Origin of the sequence: Deferribacter autotrophicus (assembly GCF_008362905.1) — a bacterium.
GTDB classification, from domain to species: Bacteria; Chrysiogenota; Deferribacteres; order Deferribacterales; family Deferribacteraceae; genus Deferribacter; species Deferribacter autotrophicus.
Map to the genome: position 1 here is coordinate 272281 of NZ_VFJB01000005.1, position 21669 is coordinate 293949.

A 21669-nucleotide genomic window follows, 5' to 3' on the forward strand; every position below is an offset into this window, starting at 1 on the left:
GGAGGTTGTATGTTTAAAGAAATATTATTGAAAGAGCTAAAACTTAATCCTTTTTATGAAATTGGTGAAAAATGGATGCTTGTTACTCCTTCAGCAGAAAGAATAAATCCTATGACAGCGAGCTGGGGAGGTATGGGTGTTTTATGGCATAAGAATGTAGTATTTGTTTTTATGAGGCCAACAAGGTTTACTTATAAATTGATGGAAGAAAATGATTATTTTACACTTACCTTTTTTGATGAGGAATATAAGGATATTTTGACATATTGTGGTACGAAGTCAGGATTTGATGTAGATAAAATAAAGGAAACAGGTCTTACTAAGGTAGAAAGCGATGGATTTATATATTTCGAAGAGGCTGATCTGGTGTATTGTTGTAAAAAGATCTATTTTGACGATATAAAATCAGCAAATTTTTTAGATAAGGAGATAGATACATATTATCCAAAAAAAGACTATCATAGGATGTATGTGGGAGAAATAGTTAAAGTTTTAAAGAAAGTATAGTTTACAAGTATTTATTGATTTCAGTGAGGGCTTTAAGCCCTCCTTCGGCAATGGATATATGTGGTTTATTTATTTGCGGTTCTCTTGGATTAATTCTGATTACTGTTGCGTTATAGTGTCTGCCAATACGTTCACTTGTATATCTTATTGAAGGTATAGCAGTACCTGCACCTATTTCTATGACAACGAAATTTTTATCTTTATTATTCTCCATAAAAGTTTCGTATTTTATAGATTGGGTATGGCTTCTATCGGCTATCCATGAGTAGTCTCCGAACATAAGGATATTTGGTCTTGCCACATCACCACAAAATTTACATTTTGGGATATTTTTTGCTCTCATTGTATCATAATCTATTTCAACATGTTCTTTATTTTTCCATATTGCCATGGTGCAAGGTTTTACGCACTGGAGATGATGAATAGAACCATGTATTTCATATATTTTATCTTCAGAAAATCCTGCTTTTTGAAACTGTCCATCAACATTTGAAGTGACTACAAAGTAATCCATTTCAAATTTTTCTATCCATTCAAGCATTAGATGGAATCCCTTGTGTGGCGTAGTATTTCTATACATTTCAAGACGATGTCCGTAAAATCCCCATCCAAAAGCAGGGTCTTTTTCAAAGTGAACTGGATTTGCACACTGAACAAAGCTGAGTCCAAGCCTTTCATACATAGGATAAGCTTTCCAAAACCCTTTTTCACCTCTAAAATCTGGTAAACCAGAATCCACACCGATACCAGCACCGGCTGTGATTATCATGCATTGTGCTTGTTTTATTGCATTTGCCGCAGTTTTATATTTTTCTTCCATCAACATATTCTATATTTAATATAAAAAATGATTCCTTTCAACATTTGTGTGAAAACAAAATAATATTTTAGTTGCCACTGAAAAAGTGGTAACTAATTAATAATAGTTAATTTTACCAGATATTCTTATAAAAATTCCACCAGTCTTTAGACAGTTATTAATAAAAAAGTGGGGGATGGAAGTCATACTATATTTCGGGGGATTTAAAGGGGGGTTACCCCCCTTTATGCTTTGTTGTTGTTTCAAAAAATTACTATACAGCACTTAAGCTTCATTTTTTCAGCTAACACTATTTTATAATTGCAAGATTGTTTTGTTTGAGTTAAATTTATATAGAGTGGTTCATAAATTATGATGTTGGAGGTGTAAAATGGCAAAGGTTTGTGTGGTTTTGAGTGGTTGTGGGGTTTTTGATGGTAGTGAGATTCATGAAGCGGTTTTAACTATGTATTTTCTTGACAAATATGGTGCTGAATTGCTAATTGCTGCTCCTAACATAGAACAAATGCATGTGGTAAACCATCTCACAGGGGAAGTGACTGAAGGCGAAAGTAGAAATGTTCTTGTGGAATCAGCAAGAATTGCAAGAGGAAATATTAGAGATCTTAAAGATGTAAAAGTTGATGATTTTGATGCACTTATTTTTCCAGGAGGTTTTGGTGCTGCAAAGAATTTAACAACCTTTGCCGTGGATGGCGTGGATTGTAATATTGATCTTGAAGTTAAAAGGATAGTAAAAGAGACTGTTGAAGCTAAAAAACCCCTTGCGGCTATATGTATAGCTCCAGTGTTGATTGCAAAGGCTCTTGAAGGAACAGGTATTAAATCTAAAATTACTATTGGAACAGATGAAAATGTAGCATCTGCTATTAAAAATCTTGGAGCAACTCATATTAGTTGTCCTGTAAAAGAAGCTGTGGTTGATGAGGAGAATAAAATAATCACCACACCTGCCTATATGCTTGGACAGAGAATCTCAGAAGTAGCAGAGGGGATAGAGAAAACTGTGAAACAATTGTTAGATTTTATCAAATAATAAAAGGGAGCATTAGCTCCCTTTTAATTTAATAATCCCGTGTAAATTAATCCTAAAGTGGAAATCGAAACTATTATCCAGAGAGTTATTCCCTGAATAAGCGGCTTTATTCCCACTTCCCTTAATACTTCTTTGCTGAGTCCTGTACCAATTAAGAAAAGTGTCATTACAAGTAGCTGTTTTGATGAAATGGCAATTGAGTGCCAAATAGTATTTAGGTTAGTAAAAAGAGTGTTTATAAATGCTGCAGCAATAAATCCTAATATAAAGAGAGGGAAAGAGGCTTTTTTCTTTTTCCCTGTTATAAAACCTGCAGCCATTGAAAAGGGTGCAATCCATAAAGCTCTTGTAAGTTTTACTGTGGTCGCAATGGCAAGGGCGACACTGCCGTAAGTGGCTGCAGCTCCCACAACACTACTTGTGTCATGTATTGCAAGAGCTGAAAAGAGTCCAAATTGTTGTTCATTTAAGTTTAGAAAATGACCTATGGGTGGGAAAATCAATAGCGCAATGGCATTTAAAGTAAATACTGTTGCTAGAGAAACTGCTATGGAGTTGTTATCAGCATCAATCGTTGGTGCCATGGCAGCTATGGCACTTCCGCCACAAATTGCTGTGCCAAAAGAGATTAATATCGAAGTTTTTTTCTCTACATTTAAAAACTTTCCTAAATAATAGCCGATAAGAATTGTTGCACTTATGGTCAAGAAAGTGAGAATTATTGAGTCTTTACCAACTTTAATTACTTCATAAAAATTAACGCCAAACCCTAAACCGATTACGGAAAGTTTTAAAAGCTGTTTGCTGTATTGTGCAGTTTGTTTTGGAAACGGATTACCGAAAATAAGGCTTAAGGTTAGCCCTAGAATGAGTGCGTATGCTGAGCTGAAAATAGGGATGGCTGTTAAAAAGAAGCATATTATAAATATTAATTTTACACTAGACTTTTTCATCATATTTACCTCCTTGTTGTAGAAAATATATAATTTTTGTGTTAATAAGTAAAATAAATAAAATAATTAAAATATATAAGGAAAATTTATGAATATTACTTTGAGACAGCTTGAGGTGTTTATTACAATTATTAAAACAGGTAATATTACGAAGGCAGCTGAAGAATTAAATATGACTCAGGCCGCTGCAAGCATGGCTTTGAAAGAGCTTGAAAATCAACTTGGCGAGCAATTGTTTGAAAGAGTGGGCAAAAAGTTGTATTTAAATGAGAACGGGAGGCATCTTAAAGGATATGCCTTGGAAATAATTGAAAAGTCATATGAGTTATCAAGAATATTTAAAAGTGGTAAAGTTGTAGGAGAATTAAGAGTTGGCGCAAGCTCTACAATAGGTAATTATATATTGCCAGCATATATTTCAGAGTTTATTGTTAAAAATAAAAATGTAAAGATAATGTTAGAAGTTGGAAATACTGAAGAAATATTAAATAAAATTTTGAGTTTTGATGTTGATTTTGGTTTTGTGGAAGGTTTTTCTACTCATACCGATCTTAAAATGATTGAATGGATAGAGGATGAATTGGCCGTATTTGTAAATATCAATAATCAATTAGCAAAGAGAGATGTTATTTCGGTAAATGAATTAAAAGAATGCGAATGGATTTTAAGAGAAAGAGGGTCTGGAACGAGAGAAGTGTTTGAGTATGCAATGAGTAGATCTAATATTCCTGTAAATGTGTTACTTGAGCTTGGTCATACAGAAGCTATAAAAAATGCTGTTTCACAAGGAGTAGGTGTAGGATGTTTATCAAAAGCTGTGTTGGAAGATTTGGTAAGATTAAAAAAGATTAAAATTTTAAATGTTCCTTTTCTTGATTTGAAAAGGAAATTTTATTTTGTAATGCACAAAAAGAAATATATTACTACTGTAATTAAAAAATTTATGGATTATCTTAACTTGCATTAATGTTTTTTTATCTGATAAAGATAAACTTTTTTCTTATGTTCAAAATATGTTTTGCTGAAATGATGCTTACCATTTTTGTCTGCTACAAAATATAAATAGTTTGTTGTTGCTGGATATATGACAGCTTTTATTGCTTTACGGGAAGGATTGCAAATGGGAGTGGGAGGTAAACCTTTAATTATATATGTGTTGTATGGATTGTTATCATTATGTAAATCTTTTTTTTGCAAATTTCCGTTAAAATTTTCAAAGATACCGTATATTACTGTTGGGTCTGACTGTAATTTCATTTTTCTTTTTAATCGATTGTAAAAGACTGATGCTACAATAGGGTATTCGTCTTCTAAATAAGTTTCTTTTTGAACGATGGATGCTAAAATTATCCCTTCATAAAAGGTTAGTCCGTGTTTAGATACCTCATTTTCAAAGTTGTCAGGTAATCTTTCTTTGAAAAGTTTATACATGGTAGTAATAATATTTTCTGGTGTTTGTTTTTTACTAAAATAGTATGTTTCAGGGTATAACAACCCTTCTATTGTTTTTAACTTAAGTCCTGTTAATTGGTTAATAAATTTTGTATTATGAGCAGTGGCAATAAATTTTTCATACGTTGTGATATCTTTAGCTTCCAAAAGTTTTGCTATTTCATAAATGTTGTAGCCTTCAGGTATTGTTATTTTGATTTTTATTACATTACCATTCTTTATATCATATATTACTTTTCTCAAACTTTTATTTTTAAATTCATAGTCACCAAATTTTCTGTTTTTTGCAAATTTGTATGTATAAATTAGATATTCTTTAAAGAAAGGAGGAGGGTTAAGGTGCTTGAAAATTTTGTTATATGTTTCATTTACTGATTCACCTTTGTAAATTTCTAAGCTTAAAGAGATGTAATTGTTATCTAAGAAGTTTTCACATTTTAAAATCCATAATCCTACAATAAAAGAGAGTGTAAATGAAACTATTATAACAATAATAAATATTTTTAGTAACTTACTCATTATTGGCGTCACCCCATTTTTTGTGGAATAATAATAATTTTATGTATTTTATTGTTAAATTACATAGTAAACACAAAGGAAAAACATTTTTCTCATTCTCGTGGCACGTCCAGTGCCACTGCGAGGCAGGTTTCTCAAAAATCGTCATCCATGGCGATTTTTTGGAAACCTGAACCCGAAAAATGTTTTTCCTTTGTATTCTTAAAGCGTTAATTTGCAAATTATGGGGTGACGCCAGACTCATTAAACAGTTGTACTATTTAGATTTTTCTATTATGTCTACAAATCGCTTAAATAAATATACAGCATCGTGAGGACCAGGGCCGTTTTCAGGGTGATATTGTACGGCAAAAACAGGTTTTGTTTTATGTTTTATCCCTTCAACAGTTTTGTCGTTAAGATTGATATGAGTTACTTCCACAACATCAGATAAAGAATCTATATCCACTGCAAAACAGTGATTTTGAGCAGTTATTTCTACTTTTTTGGTTGTCAAATCCATTACTGGCTGATTTCCACCGTGATGGCCAAATTTGAGTTTGTAGGTTTTACCACCAAGTGCTAAAGAGAGTATCTGGTTTCCTAGACATATTCCAAAAACAGGATATTTTTCAACAGCCTTTTTTGCTATTTCAATTCCATAAGTGATTGGCTCTGGATCACCAGGACCGTTTGACAAAAATATTCCATCAGGGTTAAGTTCTTCTATTTCTTCAAATTTTGTAGTAGCAGGAACTACCGTCACTTTGCATTCATTATCAACAAAATACCTCAAAATATTACGTTTTATCCCAAAATCAACAGCCACAATGTGATATTTAAATTTTTCAGGCTTATAAAAACCACTACCAAGTTGCCAGCTTCCTTCAGTCCATTCGTATTTACTTTTAGTGGTCACATATTGAACAAGATCTTGACCTACAATGGATGGAATGTTTTTTGCTTTTTCTTTCAGGTAATCAAGGTCATCTGTCTCTGTTGAAATTATAGCGTTCATAGATCCCTGTTCTCTGATGTGTCTAACAAGTTTACGGGTATCGATACCTTCGATTCCTAGAATTCCGTATTTTTTTAAAAAATCACCCAGAGATGTTGTGGCTCTATAATTTGAATAGATTTTGCTGTATTCTTTTACAATGAAGGCTGAAACAAATGGTTTTGTTGACTCAAAATCTTCTTCATTTATGCCATAATTGCCAATTAAAGGATATGTCATGCAGACCATTTGTCCAAAATATGATGGATCTGTCAAAATTTCCTGATAACCAGTCATAGATGTATTAAATACAACTTCACCGGTGCACTCACCATCTGCACCGAAGCTTTTACCTTCAAAAACTGTTCCATCTTCCAATACAAGGTAGGCTTTCTTCATTATCCCACTCCCAAAATTTAAATTCTCGAATCTATAGTGTAATTATATTAAATTTTCAATATTTTTAGTTATAGATTTAATAAAATTGTAAATATTTGTCCTTTTCTATAAACAGAGAACTCCATTTCATTTAAATAGTTGTTTATGACACTTTCATTCAAGACGTTTATTGCTGTTATATCTTTGTCATTAACTTTTATTAAAATATCTCCCTTTCTAATATAAGCAGGAATTCCTGAATTAGTAACGACGATATATTCCCCTTTCTGACGAAATTCCAATCCAAAAATTTCTTTTAAAAGTTTTATACCATAATTTTTTGGAAATGTAGCAAGCTTAATTTTGGTTTTTAAAAGTTCATCTTTTCTTTTTATAACTATTTTTAATGAAGAACCTGGGGGGTAACTTCTAAGCATATAATTGATGGCTTTTTTGTTGGAAACAGGGATATCTTCAAGGGAGTATAGAATATCACCTCTTTTTATACCGACTTTGAAAGCTATGGAGTTTTTATCAACATGAGAAATCATTAGGTTGCCATTTTCTGTTTCTTCAACAAGGAATCCAATATATCCTCTTCTAATTTTTTTGTATTTTAAAATTTCTGGCATTATACGTTTTAACATATTAATGGGTGCAGAAAAACCAATACCCTGAGCATCTCTATAAATAGCAGAGTTAATACCAATTACTTCTGCATCTAAATTTACGAGGGGTCCACCACTATTTCCAGGATTGATTAATGCATCTGTTTGAATGAAAATGGAAAATCCGTCTTTTGATTTAAGAATACGTTTTGTGTTGCTTACAACGCCTGTGGTTACTGAATTGCTTAGCCCATAAGGGTTACCCATGGCAATAACGGTTTCACCTAGATAAATGTTATCGCTGTTACCAAGGGTTACAGGAGGGAAACTTTTTTTTGTTTTAATTTTTAAAAGAGCAATATCAAGAAGTTTATCTCCACCAATTAGTTCAGCTTCATACTGGTTGTTGTCATAAGGGATAATAAAAATTTTACTTGCAGCTTCAATAACATGATAATTTGTAACCACAATATTATTTTTTACAAAAAAACCAGAACCTAAACTCTGAGTCTTATATGTTCTTTCAAAACCAAAAAAGTCGTTAAAAAATGGGTCATTAAAGAAAGGGTTGAAGGTTTTTTTTATAATCTTCTCTGTTCTGATATTTACAACAGATTTTTCAATCTTTTGAATTGCAATAACTACGTCATTGATTCTGTGTGAGGCAAAGCTATTAAAAGTAAATGTAAAAATCAGAGATAAAATAATAAAAATGTGTCGCATAAATCACCTTCATTTAATTCAGTTTTATTTTTATCCACAATAGTTAAGCTCCTGAAACCTTTGTTATTATACTGATATAAATCGTAAGAGACAAGGTTGTCATCTTCAATTACAGTTATAGATTTTATAATTTTGTAAAAGTTTTGTTTTTTATTCAATTTAAATTTTACTGGGGTTTTAATTAAAAGGTTTTTATCTGATAATCCACGCAGAAAAAAACCTATAAAAAGTTCTGTGCAGACAATAGCTGAGTGTGGGTTTCCTGGAATTATGAAAAAAGGCTTTTCATCAATAAGGGCAAATTTAAATGTTTTACCTGGACTTGCATTGATCCCATTAATTAAAATTTTTCCTCCAAGTGATTTTACCACATCTTCTATAATATCTGCTTTGCTATAACCTGTGCCACCAATTGTGATTAAAACATCGAAATCTTCTATATTGATTTTTAATTTGCTTTTTATGGATTCAAAATCATCTTTTTCAATACCAAGATACGTTACTTCCGTATCAAAGTTATTTAAAAAACTTGATATCATATAATAGTTGCTGTTTAATATGTGAGTGTACTTTGCAAAATATTCTGTCAGTTCAGAACCTGTAGATATCAGTGCAATTTTTACAGGTCTGTAAACTTCTACACAGTTTATTCTTAATGTAGCTAAAATTTCAATTTTTCTATGGTCAATTATTTCATTTTTTTCAATGATAGTGTCCCCTTTTTTGATAGTACTACCTTTTTTCTGGATGTAAGAATTTTTTTGAGGAGTTAAAAAAAGTTTTTCATCAACATAAGTAATATATTCAAACGGTACTACCATATCGATGTCATCGTTTAGCTTTGCTCCTGTTGCAACTTTTATTGCTTCATTTTTTTTAACCGTTTTGGAGCTTATTTCACCTGCATAGATTTCATCAACTACATTAAAGGGCTTGGTGAAATCAGAAATAGACGAGTTTATTGCAAAACCATCCATTCTTGAAGTGTTGCAATCAGGAAGATCAAAAGGGGAGGTGATAGTTTTGCACGATGTTTTACCAAAAGCTTGTTCAATATTAATAACTTTTGAGTTTCTTTTTACAGTTATGTCATTTAAAATTTTTAAAGCGTCGTAAAGGTCAACAAAATTATTCATCTTTCATCTTTATAAGTATTTCTTTAGCATTTTCACAACCCTTTAATGCTTTTATCATAGAGCTTATTGTGGAAGAAACAATATCTGCTACAAAATCTTTCATGTGAACAGGTTTGCCATCAACTGTTATCGCGATTTTTCTCTTTTTTTTCTCCACATAGTGCTCAATTAAAAAGTCAGCTATTTCCTCAGGTTTGTTTAAATCAAAGATATTTTTGACCCCTTTCAGTTCAGGATTATCAAAATCATCAGTAGCAACACCAATAAGTGTTGGATCATTTTTGCACAACAATTTGTCAGTATGACCTTTTCTAAAAATTTCTATTTTAGGTTTATTAGCACTTTTGAAACCTTCTGTTAAAATTAAATCTACATCTGTAGCTAACTTAAATACTAATTGATCGAGAGTGAGCTCTTTTTCCACATCACTAATGAGTGCATATTTCCATGGTGATGAGATAATAACAGCATAAGCTCCAGCCTGCTTGTGTCTATGGGTATCCTTACCTTCTTTATCCACATCAAAGCCATGGACATCATGTTTAATTGTTGCAACTCTTAAGTTTTTTTCATTGAAAATTTTTAATAACTTTTCGATAAGTGTTGTTTTTCCGCAATCAGAAGTTCCCACTATGGATATAATTGGTATCATTTTACACCTCCTTAATAGAAATATTACATGACAATATTAAAATCATCAATAGGTTTGTCAAATTTTACATATTATGATATAATTTTGTTAATTAATAAATTAATGGAGAATAAAATGGCAGTTAAAAGAATTGGTGAGCTCCTCGTAGAAAAAGGGATTATTACAGAGCAACAGCTAGAAATAGCATTGAGAAGACAAAAAATTACCGGGGAGAAATTAGGAAATGTTTTAATGAAAATGGGGTTTATTGATGAAGATAAATTTTATAGCTTTTTGGCTGAACAATACAATTTGAAAAAGTACGAAAAATCCGAAATAGTAATTACAAAAGAGGTTCAAAATTATTTGAGCTTAAGAACTGTGTTGGAAAAAGAAGTTATTCCATTAGAAATTATCGATGATAAACTAGCTATTGGAATTACTAATTATAATTCATTAAATTATTTAGATGAGCTTGAGTTTGAATCTGGCAAAAAAATTATCCTTTTTTTATTACAAGATAATGTTTTTAGAAAGATTATAGAGGATTTAAGAAACTTTCCGTATGGTTTAAAAGATTATAAATATATTAGTTTGAAGAGTCTTATTGTTGAAAAATTTGGTAATGTTGATGTTGAAATTGATAAAGTAGCGGCAGTTATTGATAAAATTGAAATGTATTATGAGCAAATTGTTTTTATAGATGGTATGCCACCTTTGCTTAAAAAGGATAATGTGGTAATAAAATTAAATTATAATATTATTACCCATGGTAAAATTTTAGAATTTATCAAAAAATATCTGAATGATAGATTGAAAAAAGATTTAATAACAAATGGTTTTGTAAGAGTTTTAGTTAAAATAAACAATAAAAATTTTTTTGTTTCTGTTCTTAAACAAAAAAATAAATATAGCCTTACCTTTATTCATTTAAAAAAATCTATTCCAGACATTATGAGTTTTGAAATAGAAGACTCAATTTTAAGTGATTTATTAAGTGGCCGTAGTGGATTGTATATTATAAGTGCACCCTATGGACATGGAAAATCAACTGTTTTGGCTTCAATTGCTTATAATTTTAGTATAAATGAATCATATACACTTCTGTTTATTGATGATTTCATGATTTATGATATAAATTCGAATAATTCGTTAGTTTATCAATTTGAAGTGGGTAACGACTTCCCAACATTTTATGATGCAATAAAGACAGATTATTTTCTAAATTCAAATGTCATTTTTGTATCGAAAGTAACAACCTACAAGGAGTTAGAACTTCTTATAAATTTAGCAGAAGCGGGTAAAAAGGTATTTCTTTCTGTGGAAGCACCAAATGTTACTAATGCTATTTACAGTTTAATTAATTTGATGGATGAAAAAAGAAAGAGGGTATTATTAAATAGATTTTCTAATAATTTAAGATTATGTATAGCCCAACGTTTAGTAAAATTGAGAAATTCTGATAAAAAGTTGTATGTTTATGAATATATAAAGATGAGCCTGAAATTAAAAAAATTTATTATGGAAGAATCATTTACTAGTATTGATACACAATTGAAAGGGTCAAATGAGTATATCCCTTTAGAAAAGAAATTTGCTGATTTAGTTTCAAAAGGTGTAATTGAAAAAGAAGATATATTCAGATATAGTGTAGATTATGATTTTCTTAAAACATATTTGAAGGAGTAATATTGTTTTTAGGGGGGTAATAAATGCATAATATTAAAGTAGATATTAATTTTGCTGTAAAATCAAGTTTGAAATCTGGATTAGATAGCATTGAGATAGATGAATATAAAGATAAGGCAAACATTGGGTACCAGAAGTTATTAAAGCTTGTTGATAAAGGGGATATAGGTTTCCCTAAACTTGTGGATCAGGCATTAGATAATATTACAGCTTATGCTAAGAAAAAACTTGGAAAATTCAATGATTTGGTTGTGGTTGGTATTGGAGGTTCATCTTTAGGGTTAGAGGCAATTGTAAATGCATTGCTACCTCATGGTTATAACAGTTTGACTTTTTCAGAACGTGGTGGTTTTCCTCGTATCTGGATTGCAGATAATGTGGACCCGTATAAGATTCAATGGATAATGAAAAACTGTCAGCCATCTGACACTTTAGTTTGTGTTATTTCAAAATCTGGCGGCACAGTTGAGACTGTATCAAATTTCAATATACTTTACAAATGGTTATCAGAAGAGGTTGAAAAGCCAAAGGATCATATCATTGTGATTACTGATCCTGAAAAAGGTTTACTTAGAAAATGGAGTGAGGAAAATGAAATAGATACCTTTTTTGTACCTAAAAATGTTGGAGGGCGTTTTTCTGTATTTTCACCTGTGGGGCTTGTTCCTGCTTCACTTTTGGGATTAGAAATAGATAAAATGATAGAAGGTGCTAAGGATTTTATTGCTACTAACCTGCAGCAGGCATTGGTACTGTCTGCTATTTATATTTTTTATATAGAGAAAGGGTATAAAATTAATGTGTTGATGCCTTATACTTCGAGGCTTTCAAAATTTGCTGACTGGTATTGTCAGCTATGGGCTGAAAGCCTTGGGAAGCGCTATGATAAAGACGGTAAAGAGATTTTTTTCGGGACAACACCTTTAAAGTCAGTAGGAGCTATTGACCAGCATTCTCTTTTGCAGCTTTTTAAAGAAGGTCCTGATGATAAGGTGTTTACGTTCATTGAAGTTTTAAATCATGATGCGGATAAAAAGATTGTATCTGTTATGGATGAAGAGGTAGATTATTTGAAGGGGAAATCTTTAGGTGAGCTTTTGAATTATGAGCTTTATGCCACTGAGCTTGCACTAAAAAATGCTAATAGACCATCAGTTAAGATTGTTACTGATATCATAGATGAATACAGGCTTGGTTATTTGATGATGCTTTTTATGTATGTTGTTCCAATTGTTGGGTTGTATTTCAATATAAATCCGTTTGACCAGCCTGGGGTTGAAGAAGGGAAGAATTATGCTTATGGATTATTGGGGCTAAGAGGGTTTGAGGATTATATAAAAAAGTTTGAGCAAGGTTATTTAAAGCTTGATGAATACATTATATGAAAAAAAACTATTTGAAAGTTGTCAAATTCTTAAAGATAGAAATGTTATAATTGCCCTTTCTGGAGGAAAGGACTCCGTATCACTACTTCATTTTTTTAAGGAAAATCAATCAGTTATTGGTGTAAATAGTTTTGTTGCCTGTCATATCAACCATCACATTCGTGAAAATAGCGATGCTGATGCTATGTTTTGTAAAAAATTGTGTGAAGAATGGGGAGTTAAGTTTTATCTTTTTGATATTTATGTATATGATTATGTAAAAAATTACAATATGAGTATTGAAGAAGCTGGGAGAATTTTACGTTATGAAAAACTTTATTTTCTTTTAAAAGAATTGAATTATGATTTTATCTTAACAGCTCACCATAAAGATGATTTGATAGAAAATTTTTTTATTAGAGTTTTCAGGGGGACACCAATTTATAACTTGTCTGGGTTTAACATTGATGAAAAAATATTCAGACCTTTGATAGATATTGAAAGAGAAGAAATTGAATATTATGTAAATTTTTTCAAGATTCCTTTTGTGGAGGATATAACAAACAGAGATGAGAGATATCTTAGAAATTGGATAAGAAATAGAATTTTAAAAGAGATTAAAAGCTACAACAAAGGTTTTTATAACAATATTGAACGATTGATAAATGAATCTAAAGAATTGAAAAATTATTTGGATAAAAAAGTTAGTTTAGACTATGAAATAACTAATTTTAATTTTGTATCCTTTGAATTGGAAAAATTTAACAAGCTTGAAAATTATGAAAAAAGATATTTTTTGATGAATTTACTGCTAAGATATATTAAAGCAGAAAAAAAATATGTGGACGAGCTAATTAAAATTATTCAGAAAAAAACATCTAAACGTATAAATCTTCCAAATAATTTTCTGTTTGAAAAATCAATCTCCCGTTGCTATTTGTTTAAAAATGAGTATCTTAAAAGTTTTGAAATTGTTAAAGACTATGGTGAGACTGAGATAGTTGTGAAGCATCTTGGGAAAATTGTTACATTTGATAATGACATGATAAATAAGAAATTGATTGTGAGGAACAGAAGAAAAGGGGATAAATTTAAAGGAAAAAAATTAAAGGATATTTTTATTGATAAAAAAATTGATTTGATTATAAGGGATACGGCAATTTTGGTAGAAGAGAACGGTAATATTATATGGGCTGAGCATATATCAAAAGAAGGCCCAATAAAAATAAAAAAAATTGGAAGGGGTTTATGAAAGAGAATTATTATCTTGAACCATTTATAAAAAAAGAAGATATCCAAAAAAAAGTTAAAGAACTTGGAAAAATGATTTCTGAAGATTATCGTGGAGAAGAATTATTTCTGGTTGGAGTACTAAAAGGTTCATGGATTTTTATGGCAGATCTTGTGAGGGAAATAGAAGTTCCTCTTGAAGTAAGTTTCATATCAGTATCAAGCTATGTGGGTGAAACAACTAAAACTAGTGGTGTGGTAAGATTACTTTGTGATATAGACAAACCACTTAGTAATAAAAATGTTATATTGGTGGAAGATATTGTGGATACAGGACTTACACTAAGTTATTTGAAGAAATTGTTAGAAGTAAGAAAGCCAAAGAGCTTTAAAATATGTGCATTACTTGATAAGCCTGAGCGTAGAATGGCTGATATTAAAGCAGAATATGTGGGATTTACTATACCAGATGAGTTCGTGGTTGGCTACGGACTTGATTACAATGGTTATTTTAGAAATTTACCTGAAATATCAATATTAAGATTTAAGTAGGAGAGGTAGATGAAAAACAATTTTTATAAAAACATGATGCTATGGATGGTTATTGCTTTAATGATGGTCATAATGTTTAATTTTTTTAATTCTACTCAGGGGATTAGAAAGAAAATTTCTTATTCTGAATTTGTAGATAATGTGCAGGCTGATAAGGTCAAGGTGGTAATTATCAAGCAGAATCATATTTCTGGAGAATATTTAGATGGAACACAATTTGAAACTTATTATCCACCTGATGATGAACTGATAAAAATTTTAAGAGAGCACAAGGTACAGATTTATGCCAAACCACCGGATCAAAATCCATGGTATGTTCAGGTGTTAATTTCTTGGCTTCCAATGATAATTTTAATAGCAATATGGATATTCTTTATGCGCCAGATGCAAGGAGCTGGAGGGAAAGCTTTTACCTTTGGAAAAAGCCGTGCAAAGCTGCTAACACAGGATCAGCAAAGGGTTACCTTTAATGATGTGGCGGGAGTAGAGGAGGCAAAGGAAGAGTTACAGGAGATAATTGAGTTCTTGAAGGATCCTCACAAATTTCAGCGTCTTGGTGGGAAAATTCCTAAAGGGGTTCTTCTGGTGGGGCCTCCTGGAACAGGTAAGACTTTATTGGCAAAAGCAGTAGCTGGTGAAGCTGGGGTTCCATTTTTTAGTATTTCTGGTTCTGACTTTGTCGAGATGTTTGTAGGAGTTGGGGCTGCAAGAGTAAGAGATCTTTTTGAGCAAGGGAAAAAGAATGCTCCATGTATAATTTTTATTGATGAAATAGATGCAGTTGGTAGACATAGAGGAGCTGGTTTAGGTGGTGGTCATGATGAGAGAGAACAAACGTTAAACCAGTTGTTAGTAGAGATGGATGGCTTTGAGTCAAATGAAGGGGTTATACTTATAGCAGCTACCAATAGACCAGATGTTTTAGATCCAGCTCTGTTAAGGCCAGGCCGTTTTGATAGACAGGTAGTTGTACCAAGACCGGATGTGAAGGGAAGATTGGAAATTTTGAGAGTGCACACAAAAAAGGTTCCTCTTGGTGATGATGTAAAGTTAGAAATTATAGCAAAGGGGACACCTGGATTTGCCGGTGCTGATCTTGCAAACCTTGTAAATGAGGCTGCATTAATTGCTGCAAGGAAAAACAAAGAAAAGGTTGAAATGGATGATTTTGAAGAGGCAAAAGACAAGATTACAATGGGTAAAGAGCGTAAGAGTATGACTATAAGTGAAGAGGAGAAAAAAGTTACTGCATATCACGAAGCTGGACATGCAATTGTAGCAAAATTCACTCCTGGTAGTGACCCTGTTCATAAAGTGAGTATTATACCAAGAGGGATGGCTCTTGGTGTGACTCAACAGTTACCTCAGGATGATAAACACATGTATTCCAAGGAATACTTAGAAGGGACAATAAGTGTGCTTATGGGTGGTAGAGCTGCCGAAGAGATTGTTTATAATAGATATACTACAGGTGCTGGAAATGATATAGAAAGAGCTACGGAGATTGCAAGAAAAATGGTTTGTATTTGGGGAATGAGTGAGAAATTAGGTCCTTTAGCTTTGGGAAAAAAGGATGAGGCTATCTTCCTTGGAAAAGAGATTGCCACTCATAGGGATTTTAGTGAAAAAACGGCTATTATGATTGATGAAGAGATAAAATCTATTGTTATGAATAATTATAAAAGAGCATTGCAGATTTTAAAGGATAATATTGAGGTTCTTCATGAAACTGCAAACTTGTTATTAGAGAAGGAGACCATAGAAGGTAAAGAAATTGATGAGATAATAAAAAGAGTAAAGGGTGAAAGTGAAGAAGAAGTTCAAACTGTATAGAATTGAAAACGATAAAAATAGGTTGTTGTTTGAATTATCAAAAATTGGTGTAGATAATTATGCACTGTACATGTATGAGAAGGGGATAGATTTTTGTATTAAAATAAAAGATCTATCTCCTGGTCAGGCAAATATTATAAAGCAGGATGCTTTATCAGTAGGGGCTGATGCTGCAGTTTGCAAAGGCACTGTAAGTTGTAAAGTGGATAAAACCGATGTTTTAATATTATCCAACAAGAACAGTTTGAAAAAGTTAATAAGTAAGTTAAAAAAACAGCCTCTTGCGCTAAAAGACCTTGCCGGATGTCTTCGAGAAGAAATTGTAAGAAAAGACAAAGATTTTTTGAAACTTAGAGACAGAGATTTAAAACTCGATAAACCGGTTGTTATGGGGATATTAAATGTAACGCCTGATTCTTTCAGTGATGGCGGCAAGTATGTGAGAGAAAAAGAAATTATAGAACGCCTAAATTATTTTAATAAGCATAATGTACCTATTGTTGATATTGGCGGTGAATCTACAAGACCTGGTTCTGATCCGGTGGATGCTGAAGAAGAATTTAAAAGAATTGAGTTTGCAGTTAAAGAAGCATTAAATATGGGGTTTATTGTATCTATTGATACATATAAATCCCTTGTGGCGCAAAAATGCCTTGAGATGGGTGCACATCTCATTAATGATATAAGTGGATTTAGGTTTGATCCAGATATGCCAAGGGTTTGTGCTGATTATAAATCTGCGGTTTGCCTTATGCACATAAAAGGTACGCCTAAAGATATGCAGAAAAATCCTACTTATGAAAATATTCTTGAAGAAATAAAGTGTTATCTGGAAGAGTCCATTGAGTTGGCATTGAACGCTGGGATTGAAGATGAAAGTATAATTATAGATCCTGGGTTTGGCTTTGGTAAGACTCTGGTGGATAACTATATAATTTTAAAATATTTAAAAGAGTTTAAAGATTTAGGTTATCCCTTATTGGTTGGTGTTTCAAGAAAATCAATGATTGGAAATGTTTTGGATAAAGGTGTTGATGAGAGATTGGTTGGTACTAAGGTAATTGAGACCATTGCAGCTATTAATGGTGCTGATATTATCAGGACTCACGATGTGGCTGAGCTAAATGATGTTATAAAGCTTTGTGATTTTTACAATAAGGTAGAATTAAATGCTTGAAATAATTAAAGATTTCTCTTTTATTGATTTGATTGATATTACGATTATCAGTTTTGTAATTTATCGCCTTCTTTTATTAATCAAAGGGACTAGAGCCTTTTATATGTTTTTTGGGATTGTATTTCTTGTAGTATTCTCATTTGTTGCAAGGTATTTTGGATTAAAGACTACAAGTTGGATGCTCAGCAATTTTTCTGGTTATTTATTTTTGACTATCATTATACTTTTTCAGCCTGAAATAAGGAGAGCACTTGCAGCTATAGGTGAGACGGGTGTTTTTGGAAATTTTGTTGAGAGAAGAGCAGCAGTAATCGATGAAATTGTAAAAGCATGTACGATACTAGCTAACAGGCAGATCGGTGCATTAATTGTTATTGAACGAAAAACAGATTTGACACATTATGTACAAACGTTACAAAAAATAGACTCCATTGTATCAAAAGAGCTTTTGTTAAGTATTTTTATTCCTTATTCACCTTTGCATGATGGTGCAGTGATTATCAAAGAAGATAGAATGATGTATGCAGGGGCAATTTTACCATTATCAAAAAGAGAAGATTTAGATAAATCTTTTGGAACAAGACATAGAGCAGCAATTGGAATAACTGAAGAAACAGATGCTGTAAGTGTTGTGGTAAGTGAAGAAAGAGGGACAATTGCTGTAGCTGCAAACGGACGCATTTCCACAGAGCTTGATGCAGAGATGCTGAAAAATACTTTAAAGACATTGCTTGGAATGGAAAGTAAAAATGTTTCTTAAAAATATAGAACTAAAAATCATTAGTGTTTTGCTTGCATTATTTTTGTGGTTTATTGTAGTTACCTCCGATTATCAGGAATCCACTTTTGATGTGCCTATTGTATTGGATAATCTGAATAAGGGTTTGATAGCTGTTTATGACACCAACATCATCAGAGTTACTTTAAAAGGACCAAATTATCTTTTAAAAACCATTTCTTTTAATGATGTTAAAATTAAAATAGATGCTACTGTTTTAAGTTATGGAAAGAACAGATATGCTATTTCTTTTAATGATGTTTACACCCCTAAAGGTGTTGAGGTTGTAAAAATTGAACCGAAATTTATTACAATCACTATAGATAAGATGATTGAAAAAAAGGTAAAAGTTGTTCCTGTTTTCATTGGTTCGCCAAAGGTAGGTTTTAAGATAAAAAAGGTAAAAATGACCCCTGAAATAGTTGTGGTAAAAGGGGCTAAGAAAAGTATTAATGATATTCAAACAATTGAGACATTACCGATTGATATTACAAACAAGTATAGAGATTTAACTTACAATATATCGGTGAAGAAAGAAGCTGGAATGATGAAGATAACACCTTCTTATGTTGAGGTGTATATAGAGTTTACCGAGGATATTGTTACTAGAACTGTAGAGTTGCCAATTATGGTAATAAATAAAAGAAATTACAAAGTAAAACTTTTGAATGAAAAGGTTAAGGTTAAGTTGAAGGGACGTAAAGATATTATTACTGATGAAAAAATTCAAGATGCAGTTAAAATTTTTGTTGATGTGTCTGAAATATTAGAACCTGGTAGATACTTAAAAGAAGTTCAATACAATGATGGAAAGAAAATTGAGGTATTAAAGATTACTCCTGATAAAGTAAGAATAGAGGTGATGAAGTGAGGAAATATTTTGGCACCGATGGAATAAGAGGTAGAGCAAATGTATTTCCTATGGTCTCAGATTTTGCATTAAAATTAGGTAAAGCTATAGCCACTATTTATAAAAATGGTAGAAAAAGGCATAAAATAGTAATAGGTAAGGATACAAGAATATCTGGTTATATGTTTGAAAATGCCATTGTATCAGGCATTTGTTCAGTAGGTGTTGATGCGATACTTCTTGGTGTTTTACCAACTCCTGCAATTGCTTTTATTACAAAGAGCTTAAGAGCAGATGCCGGAGTTGTAATATCTGCTTCTCACAACCCTTATTATGATAATGGAATAAAATTTTTTGATCCAAATGGTTTTAAATTGAGTGATGAAGTGGAAGAGGAGATTGAAAGGTTAATAGAGGAAGATGAATTTGATATCTCACCAACAAATATTGGTAAAGCATACAGGATTGAGACTGCCATTGGAAGATATGTGGAGTATGCAAAAGCTACTTTCGATAAGGATATTGATTTGAAAGGATTAAAAATAGTGCTTGATTGTGCAAACGGAGCTACTTACAAAGTGGCGCCTATGGCAATATCAGAGCTTGGGGCAGAGGTGATTGTAATTAATGATAATCCTAATGGTTTTAATATAAATGATGGATGTGGTGCCGTTAATCCTGAAACACTTTCTGGTGAGGTTATAAAAAATAACGCTGATGTTGGGATAAGTTTTGATGGGGATGGTGACAGGGTTATTTTTGTGGATGAAAAAGGTGAAATTGTGGATGGTGATTTTATAATGGGTATTTGTGCTGATTATATGAATGAATTGGGATTATTAAATTACTCCACTGTAGTTGCTACGGTAATGAGTAATTTAGGTTTTGAAAATTCATTGAAAAGTAGAGGGATATCATTAGTGCGAAGTCAGGTGGGTGATAGATATGTTCTTGAAGAAATGTTAAAAGGTAAATATAACCTTGGTGGTGAGCAGTCCGGACATATTATATTTAGCGATTTCAACACAACAGGTGATGGTTTAATCAGTGCTCTTCAATTACTCAAGGTTATGGTAAGAAGGAATAAGCCGTTAAGTGAAATTAAGAAATTTATTGAAGTATACCCTCAAAAACTTAAAAATGTACCTGTAGATGAAAAAATTCCTCTGGAGAAACTTGACGGTCTAACTGCATTAATTAATGAACTTGAAGAAGAGCTAAAAGAGGATGGGCGTATCCTTGTGAGATATTCTGGAACAGAAAATAAACTTAGAATAATGGTAGAAGCTACAGATGAAGCAGTTATAGATAAATATATTGAAATGATTTCAGAAAAAGCAATTGAAGAAATAAGAAACAAGAGAGGTAATTTATGATTAAGCTTGGTGTAAATGTTGACCATGTTGCTACCGTTAGACAAGCAAGATTGTCAAATGAACCAGACCCTGTTAGAGCAGCTGTTCTGGCAGAACTTGGTGGTGCTGACGGTATTACTGTTCATTTAAGAGAAGATAGACGTCATATACAGGAAAGAGATTTGAGACTGTTAAGAGAGATTGTAAAGACAAGACTAAATCTTGAAATGGCTTGCAATGAAGAAATTCTCAAGATTGCCCTTGATGTAAAACCGGATATGTGTACTCTTGTTCCAGAAAAAAGAGAGGAGTTAACCACCGAGGGTGGGCTGGATGTAATTTCTCATTTTGATGTGGTAAAAGAATGTGTGGAAAAATTAAATGAGGCAGGAATTGAGGTATCTATTTTTATAGATCCTGATGAATCTCAGTTGGAAAAGGCTATATACACTGGTGCCAAATATGTGGAGCTGCATACAGGTAGATATGCTGATGCTAAAGGAGATGATAGGATAAAGGAATTAAAAAGATTGAAATTGGCTGCAAAAGTTGCTAATAATCTCGGTTTTGTGGTTAATGCTGGCCATGGTTTGGATTATATGAATATAATAGACGTAATTAAAATACCTCATATATATGAGGTAAATATAGGACATTCCATTGTAGCAAGATCAATTTATGTGGGTATGGAAGAGGCTGTTAGAGAAATGAAAGAGATTATTTGCAAGCATTCTGTGGAATGTTAGTTTATGCTTGGGTGTGATTTAGTAGAGATTGATAGGGTAAGGAAGCTTTACGAAAAGTTTGGTGAGAAGGTTGTAAAAAAAATTTTAACTGATAATGAGATAAAACTTTTTAATCAATTTAATAAAAATAGAAAAATTGAGTTTCTTGCAGGTAGATTTGCTGCAAAAGAATCAGTTATTAAATCACTCAATAAGCAGATAGTGTCGTTTAGAGATATAGAGATATTAAGAAGTGATACAGGAAAACCTGTTGTTAAAGTAAGGGATAAAGTTTTAGACAATCTGGAGTTGTCAATTTCACATACAAAAAATTATGCTATGGCTATAAGTTTATTAAAAGAATAAAAGGAGCATGT

21 protein-coding genes are annotated in these 21669 nt (G+C 31.9%); 14 read left to right on the plus strand and 7 right to left on the minus strand.

Going from position 1 to position 21669, the window contains the following annotated elements:
* Positions 1–9 precede the first annotated feature (9 nt).
* Entirely contained in the window at positions 10–507 is a 498-nt protein-coding gene (locus FHQ18_RS07185; RefSeq protein ID WP_149266489.1) for a flavin reductase, read from the plus strand.
* 1 nt (position 508) lies between these two features.
* On the opposite strand, the gene FHQ18_RS07190 is transcribed toward FHQ18_RS07185, so the two are convergent.
* Positions 509–1333, minus strand: coding sequence for an SIR2 family NAD-dependent protein deacylase (locus tag FHQ18_RS07190; RefSeq protein WP_149266490.1), 825 nt, complete (start codon positions 1331–1333; stop codon positions 509–511).
* A 364-nt stretch (positions 1334–1697) separates the two neighbouring features.
* Between FHQ18_RS07190 and elbB the strand changes: the two genes are divergently transcribed.
* Positions 1698–2363 (plus strand): isoprenoid biosynthesis glyoxalase ElbB, encoded by a 666-nt coding sequence (gene elbB, locus FHQ18_RS07195; protein WP_149266491.1) that lies wholly within the window; start codon positions 1698–1700, stop codon positions 2361–2363.
* A 23-nt stretch (positions 2364–2386) separates the two neighbouring features.
* Here elbB and FHQ18_RS07200 read toward each other — a convergent pair whose 3' ends face one another.
* A complete protein-coding gene (locus FHQ18_RS07200) occupies positions 2387–3319 on the minus strand; it encodes a YeiH family protein (protein ID WP_246798687.1) in 933 nt (310 codons plus the stop codon).
* An 85-nt stretch (positions 3320–3404) separates the two neighbouring features.
* Between FHQ18_RS07200 and FHQ18_RS07205 the strand changes: the two genes are divergently transcribed.
* Positions 3405–4283 carry a LysR family transcriptional regulator gene (locus FHQ18_RS07205; RefSeq protein ID WP_149266492.1) on the plus strand — a complete coding sequence of 293 codons (879 nt, stop codon included), beginning with the start codon at positions 3405–3407 and terminating at the stop codon, positions 4281–4283.
* On the opposite strand, the gene mltG is transcribed toward FHQ18_RS07205, so the two are convergent.
* The 5 genes from mltG to mobB all read right to left on the minus strand — a co-directional run bounded on the left by mltG (position 4280) and on the right by mobB (position 9760).
* Entirely contained in the window at positions 4280–5287 is a 1008-nt protein-coding gene (mltG, locus tag FHQ18_RS07210; protein ID WP_149266493.1) for an endolytic transglycosylase MltG, read from the minus strand. The genes FHQ18_RS07205 and mltG overlap by 4 nt on opposite strands.
* Positions 5288–5543: 256 nt before the next feature.
* On the minus strand, positions 5544–6662 hold the full coding sequence (carA, locus tag FHQ18_RS07215; protein ID WP_149266494.1) for a glutamine-hydrolyzing carbamoyl-phosphate synthase small subunit: 1119 nt from the start codon (positions 6660–6662) through the stop codon (positions 5544–5546).
* 68 nt (positions 6663–6730) lie between these two features.
* Positions 6731–7972 (minus strand): S1C family serine protease, encoded by a 1242-nt coding sequence (locus FHQ18_RS07220; protein ID WP_149266495.1) that lies wholly within the window; start codon positions 7970–7972, stop codon positions 6731–6733.
* The gene (locus tag FHQ18_RS07225; protein ID WP_149266496.1) at positions 7942–9108 is read right to left on the minus strand and encodes a molybdopterin molybdotransferase MoeA; all 1167 of its coding nucleotides are present in this window, start codon (positions 9106–9108) and stop codon (positions 7942–7944) included. The genes FHQ18_RS07220 and FHQ18_RS07225 overlap by 31 nt, the downstream gene beginning before the upstream one ends.
* A complete protein-coding gene (gene mobB, locus FHQ18_RS07230) occupies positions 9101–9760 on the minus strand; it encodes a molybdopterin-guanine dinucleotide biosynthesis protein B (protein WP_149266497.1) in 660 nt (219 codons plus the stop codon). The genes FHQ18_RS07225 and mobB overlap by 8 nt, the downstream gene beginning before the upstream one ends.
* A gap of 114 nt (positions 9761–9874) precedes the next feature.
* Between mobB and FHQ18_RS07235 the strand changes: the two genes are divergently transcribed.
* The 11 genes from FHQ18_RS07235 to acpS are packed head-to-tail and all read left to right on the plus strand — an operon-like array spanning position 9875 to position 21658.
* Positions 9875–11428 carry a cyclic di-GMP-binding domain-containing protein, MshE-related gene (locus FHQ18_RS07235; RefSeq protein ID WP_188020368.1) on the plus strand — a complete coding sequence of 518 codons (1554 nt, stop codon included), beginning with the start codon at positions 9875–9877 and terminating at the stop codon, positions 11426–11428.
* A 23-nt stretch (positions 11429–11451) separates the two neighbouring features.
* Entirely contained in the window at positions 11452–12813 is a 1362-nt protein-coding gene (locus FHQ18_RS07240; RefSeq protein ID WP_149266499.1) for a glucose-6-phosphate isomerase, read from the plus strand.
* Complete coding sequence (gene tilS / locus FHQ18_RS07245; protein ID WP_149266500.1) at positions 12797–14044, plus strand: tRNA lysidine(34) synthetase TilS; 1248 nt, start codon at positions 12797–12799, stop codon at positions 14042–14044. The genes FHQ18_RS07240 and tilS overlap by 17 nt, the downstream gene beginning before the upstream one ends.
* Positions 14041–14574 carry a hypoxanthine phosphoribosyltransferase gene (gene hpt, locus FHQ18_RS07250; protein WP_149266501.1) on the plus strand — a complete coding sequence of 178 codons (534 nt, stop codon included), beginning with the start codon at positions 14041–14043 and terminating at the stop codon, positions 14572–14574. Before tilS ends, hpt begins: the two co-directional genes overlap by 4 nt.
* 9 nt (positions 14575–14583) lie before the next feature.
* On the plus strand, positions 14584–16407 hold the full coding sequence (gene ftsH, locus FHQ18_RS07255) for an ATP-dependent zinc metalloprotease FtsH (RefSeq protein WP_149266502.1): 1824 nt from the start codon (positions 14584–14586) through the stop codon (positions 16405–16407).
* Positions 16382–17584 (plus strand): dihydropteroate synthase, encoded by a 1203-nt coding sequence (folP, locus tag FHQ18_RS07260; protein ID WP_246798690.1) that lies wholly within the window; start codon positions 16382–16384, stop codon positions 17582–17584. The genes ftsH and folP overlap by 26 nt, the downstream gene beginning before the upstream one ends.
* Positions 17577–18344, plus strand: coding sequence for a diadenylate cyclase CdaA (gene cdaA / locus FHQ18_RS07265; RefSeq protein WP_149266503.1), 768 nt, complete (start codon positions 17577–17579; stop codon positions 18342–18344). Before folP ends, cdaA begins: the two co-directional genes overlap by 8 nt.
* Positions 18334–19233 (plus strand): CdaR family protein, encoded by a 900-nt coding sequence (locus FHQ18_RS07270; RefSeq protein WP_149266504.1) that lies wholly within the window; start codon positions 18334–18336, stop codon positions 19231–19233. The genes cdaA and FHQ18_RS07270 overlap by 11 nt, the downstream gene beginning before the upstream one ends.
* Positions 19230–20588 carry a phosphoglucosamine mutase gene (glmM, locus tag FHQ18_RS07275; protein WP_149266505.1) on the plus strand — a complete coding sequence of 453 codons (1359 nt, stop codon included), beginning with the start codon at positions 19230–19232 and terminating at the stop codon, positions 20586–20588. The genes FHQ18_RS07270 and glmM overlap by 4 nt, the downstream gene beginning before the upstream one ends.
* Complete coding sequence (locus tag FHQ18_RS07280; RefSeq protein ID WP_149266506.1) at positions 20585–21313, plus strand: pyridoxine 5'-phosphate synthase; 729 nt, start codon at positions 20585–20587, stop codon at positions 21311–21313. Before glmM ends, FHQ18_RS07280 begins: the two co-directional genes overlap by 4 nt.
* Before the next feature lie 3 nt (positions 21314–21316).
* On the plus strand, positions 21317–21658 hold the full coding sequence (acpS, locus tag FHQ18_RS07285) for a holo-ACP synthase (protein ID WP_149266507.1): 342 nt from the start codon (positions 21317–21319) through the stop codon (positions 21656–21658).
* The last annotated feature ends 11 nt before the right edge of the window (positions 21659–21669 follow it).

What these genes read in the sequence shown, in the direction of transcription:
- FHQ18_RS07185 (WP_149266489.1), top strand. Translation starts at nt 10, where the DNA reads ATGTTTAAAGAAATATTATTGAAAGAGCTAAAACTTAATCCTTTTTAT.
- FHQ18_RS07190 (WP_149266490.1), bottom strand. Translation starts at nt 1,333, where the DNA reads ATGTTGATGGAAGAAAAATATAAAACTGCGGCAAATGCAATAAAACAA.
- elbB (WP_149266491.1), top strand. Translation starts at nt 1,698, where the DNA reads ATGGCAAAGGTTTGTGTGGTTTTGAGTGGTTGTGGGGTTTTTGATGGT.
- FHQ18_RS07200 (WP_246798687.1), bottom strand. Translation starts at nt 3,319, where the DNA reads ATGATGAAAAAGTCTAGTGTAAAATTAATATTTATAATATGCTTCTTT.
- FHQ18_RS07205 (WP_149266492.1), top strand. Translation starts at nt 3,405, where the DNA reads ATGAATATTACTTTGAGACAGCTTGAGGTGTTTATTACAATTATTAAA.
- mltG (WP_149266493.1), bottom strand. Translation starts at nt 5,287, where the DNA reads ATGAGTAAGTTACTAAAAATATTTATTATTGTTATAATAGTTTCATTT.
- carA (WP_149266494.1), bottom strand. Translation starts at nt 6,662, where the DNA reads ATGAAGAAAGCCTACCTTGTATTGGAAGATGGAACAGTTTTTGAAGGT.
- FHQ18_RS07220 (WP_149266495.1), bottom strand. Translation starts at nt 7,972, where the DNA reads ATGCGACACATTTTTATTATTTTATCTCTGATTTTTACATTTACTTTT.
- FHQ18_RS07225 (WP_149266496.1), bottom strand. Translation starts at nt 9,108, where the DNA reads ATGAATAATTTTGTTGACCTTTACGACGCTTTAAAAATTTTAAATGAC.
- mobB (WP_149266497.1), bottom strand. Translation starts at nt 9,760, where the DNA reads ATGATACCAATTATATCCATAGTGGGAACTTCTGATTGCGGAAAAACA.
- FHQ18_RS07235 (WP_188020368.1), top strand. Translation starts at nt 9,875, where the DNA reads ATGGCAGTTAAAAGAATTGGTGAGCTCCTCGTAGAAAAAGGGATTATT.
- FHQ18_RS07240 (WP_149266499.1), top strand. Translation starts at nt 11,452, where the DNA reads ATGCATAATATTAAAGTAGATATTAATTTTGCTGTAAAATCAAGTTTG.
- tilS (WP_149266500.1), top strand. Translation starts at nt 12,797, where the DNA reads ATGAATACATTATATGAAAAAAAACTATTTGAAAGTTGTCAAATTCTT.
- hpt (WP_149266501.1), top strand. Translation starts at nt 14,041, where the DNA reads ATGAAAGAGAATTATTATCTTGAACCATTTATAAAAAAAGAAGATATC.
- ftsH (WP_149266502.1), top strand. Translation starts at nt 14,584, where the DNA reads ATGAAAAACAATTTTTATAAAAACATGATGCTATGGATGGTTATTGCT.
- cdaA (WP_149266503.1), top strand. Translation starts at nt 17,577, where the DNA reads ATGCTTGAAATAATTAAAGATTTCTCTTTTATTGATTTGATTGATATT.
- FHQ18_RS07270 (WP_149266504.1), top strand. Translation starts at nt 18,334, where the DNA reads ATGTTTCTTAAAAATATAGAACTAAAAATCATTAGTGTTTTGCTTGCA.
- FHQ18_RS07280 (WP_149266506.1), top strand. Translation starts at nt 20,585, where the DNA reads ATGATTAAGCTTGGTGTAAATGTTGACCATGTTGCTACCGTTAGACAA.
- acpS (WP_149266507.1), top strand. Translation starts at nt 21,317, where the DNA reads ATGCTTGGGTGTGATTTAGTAGAGATTGATAGGGTAAGGAAGCTTTAC.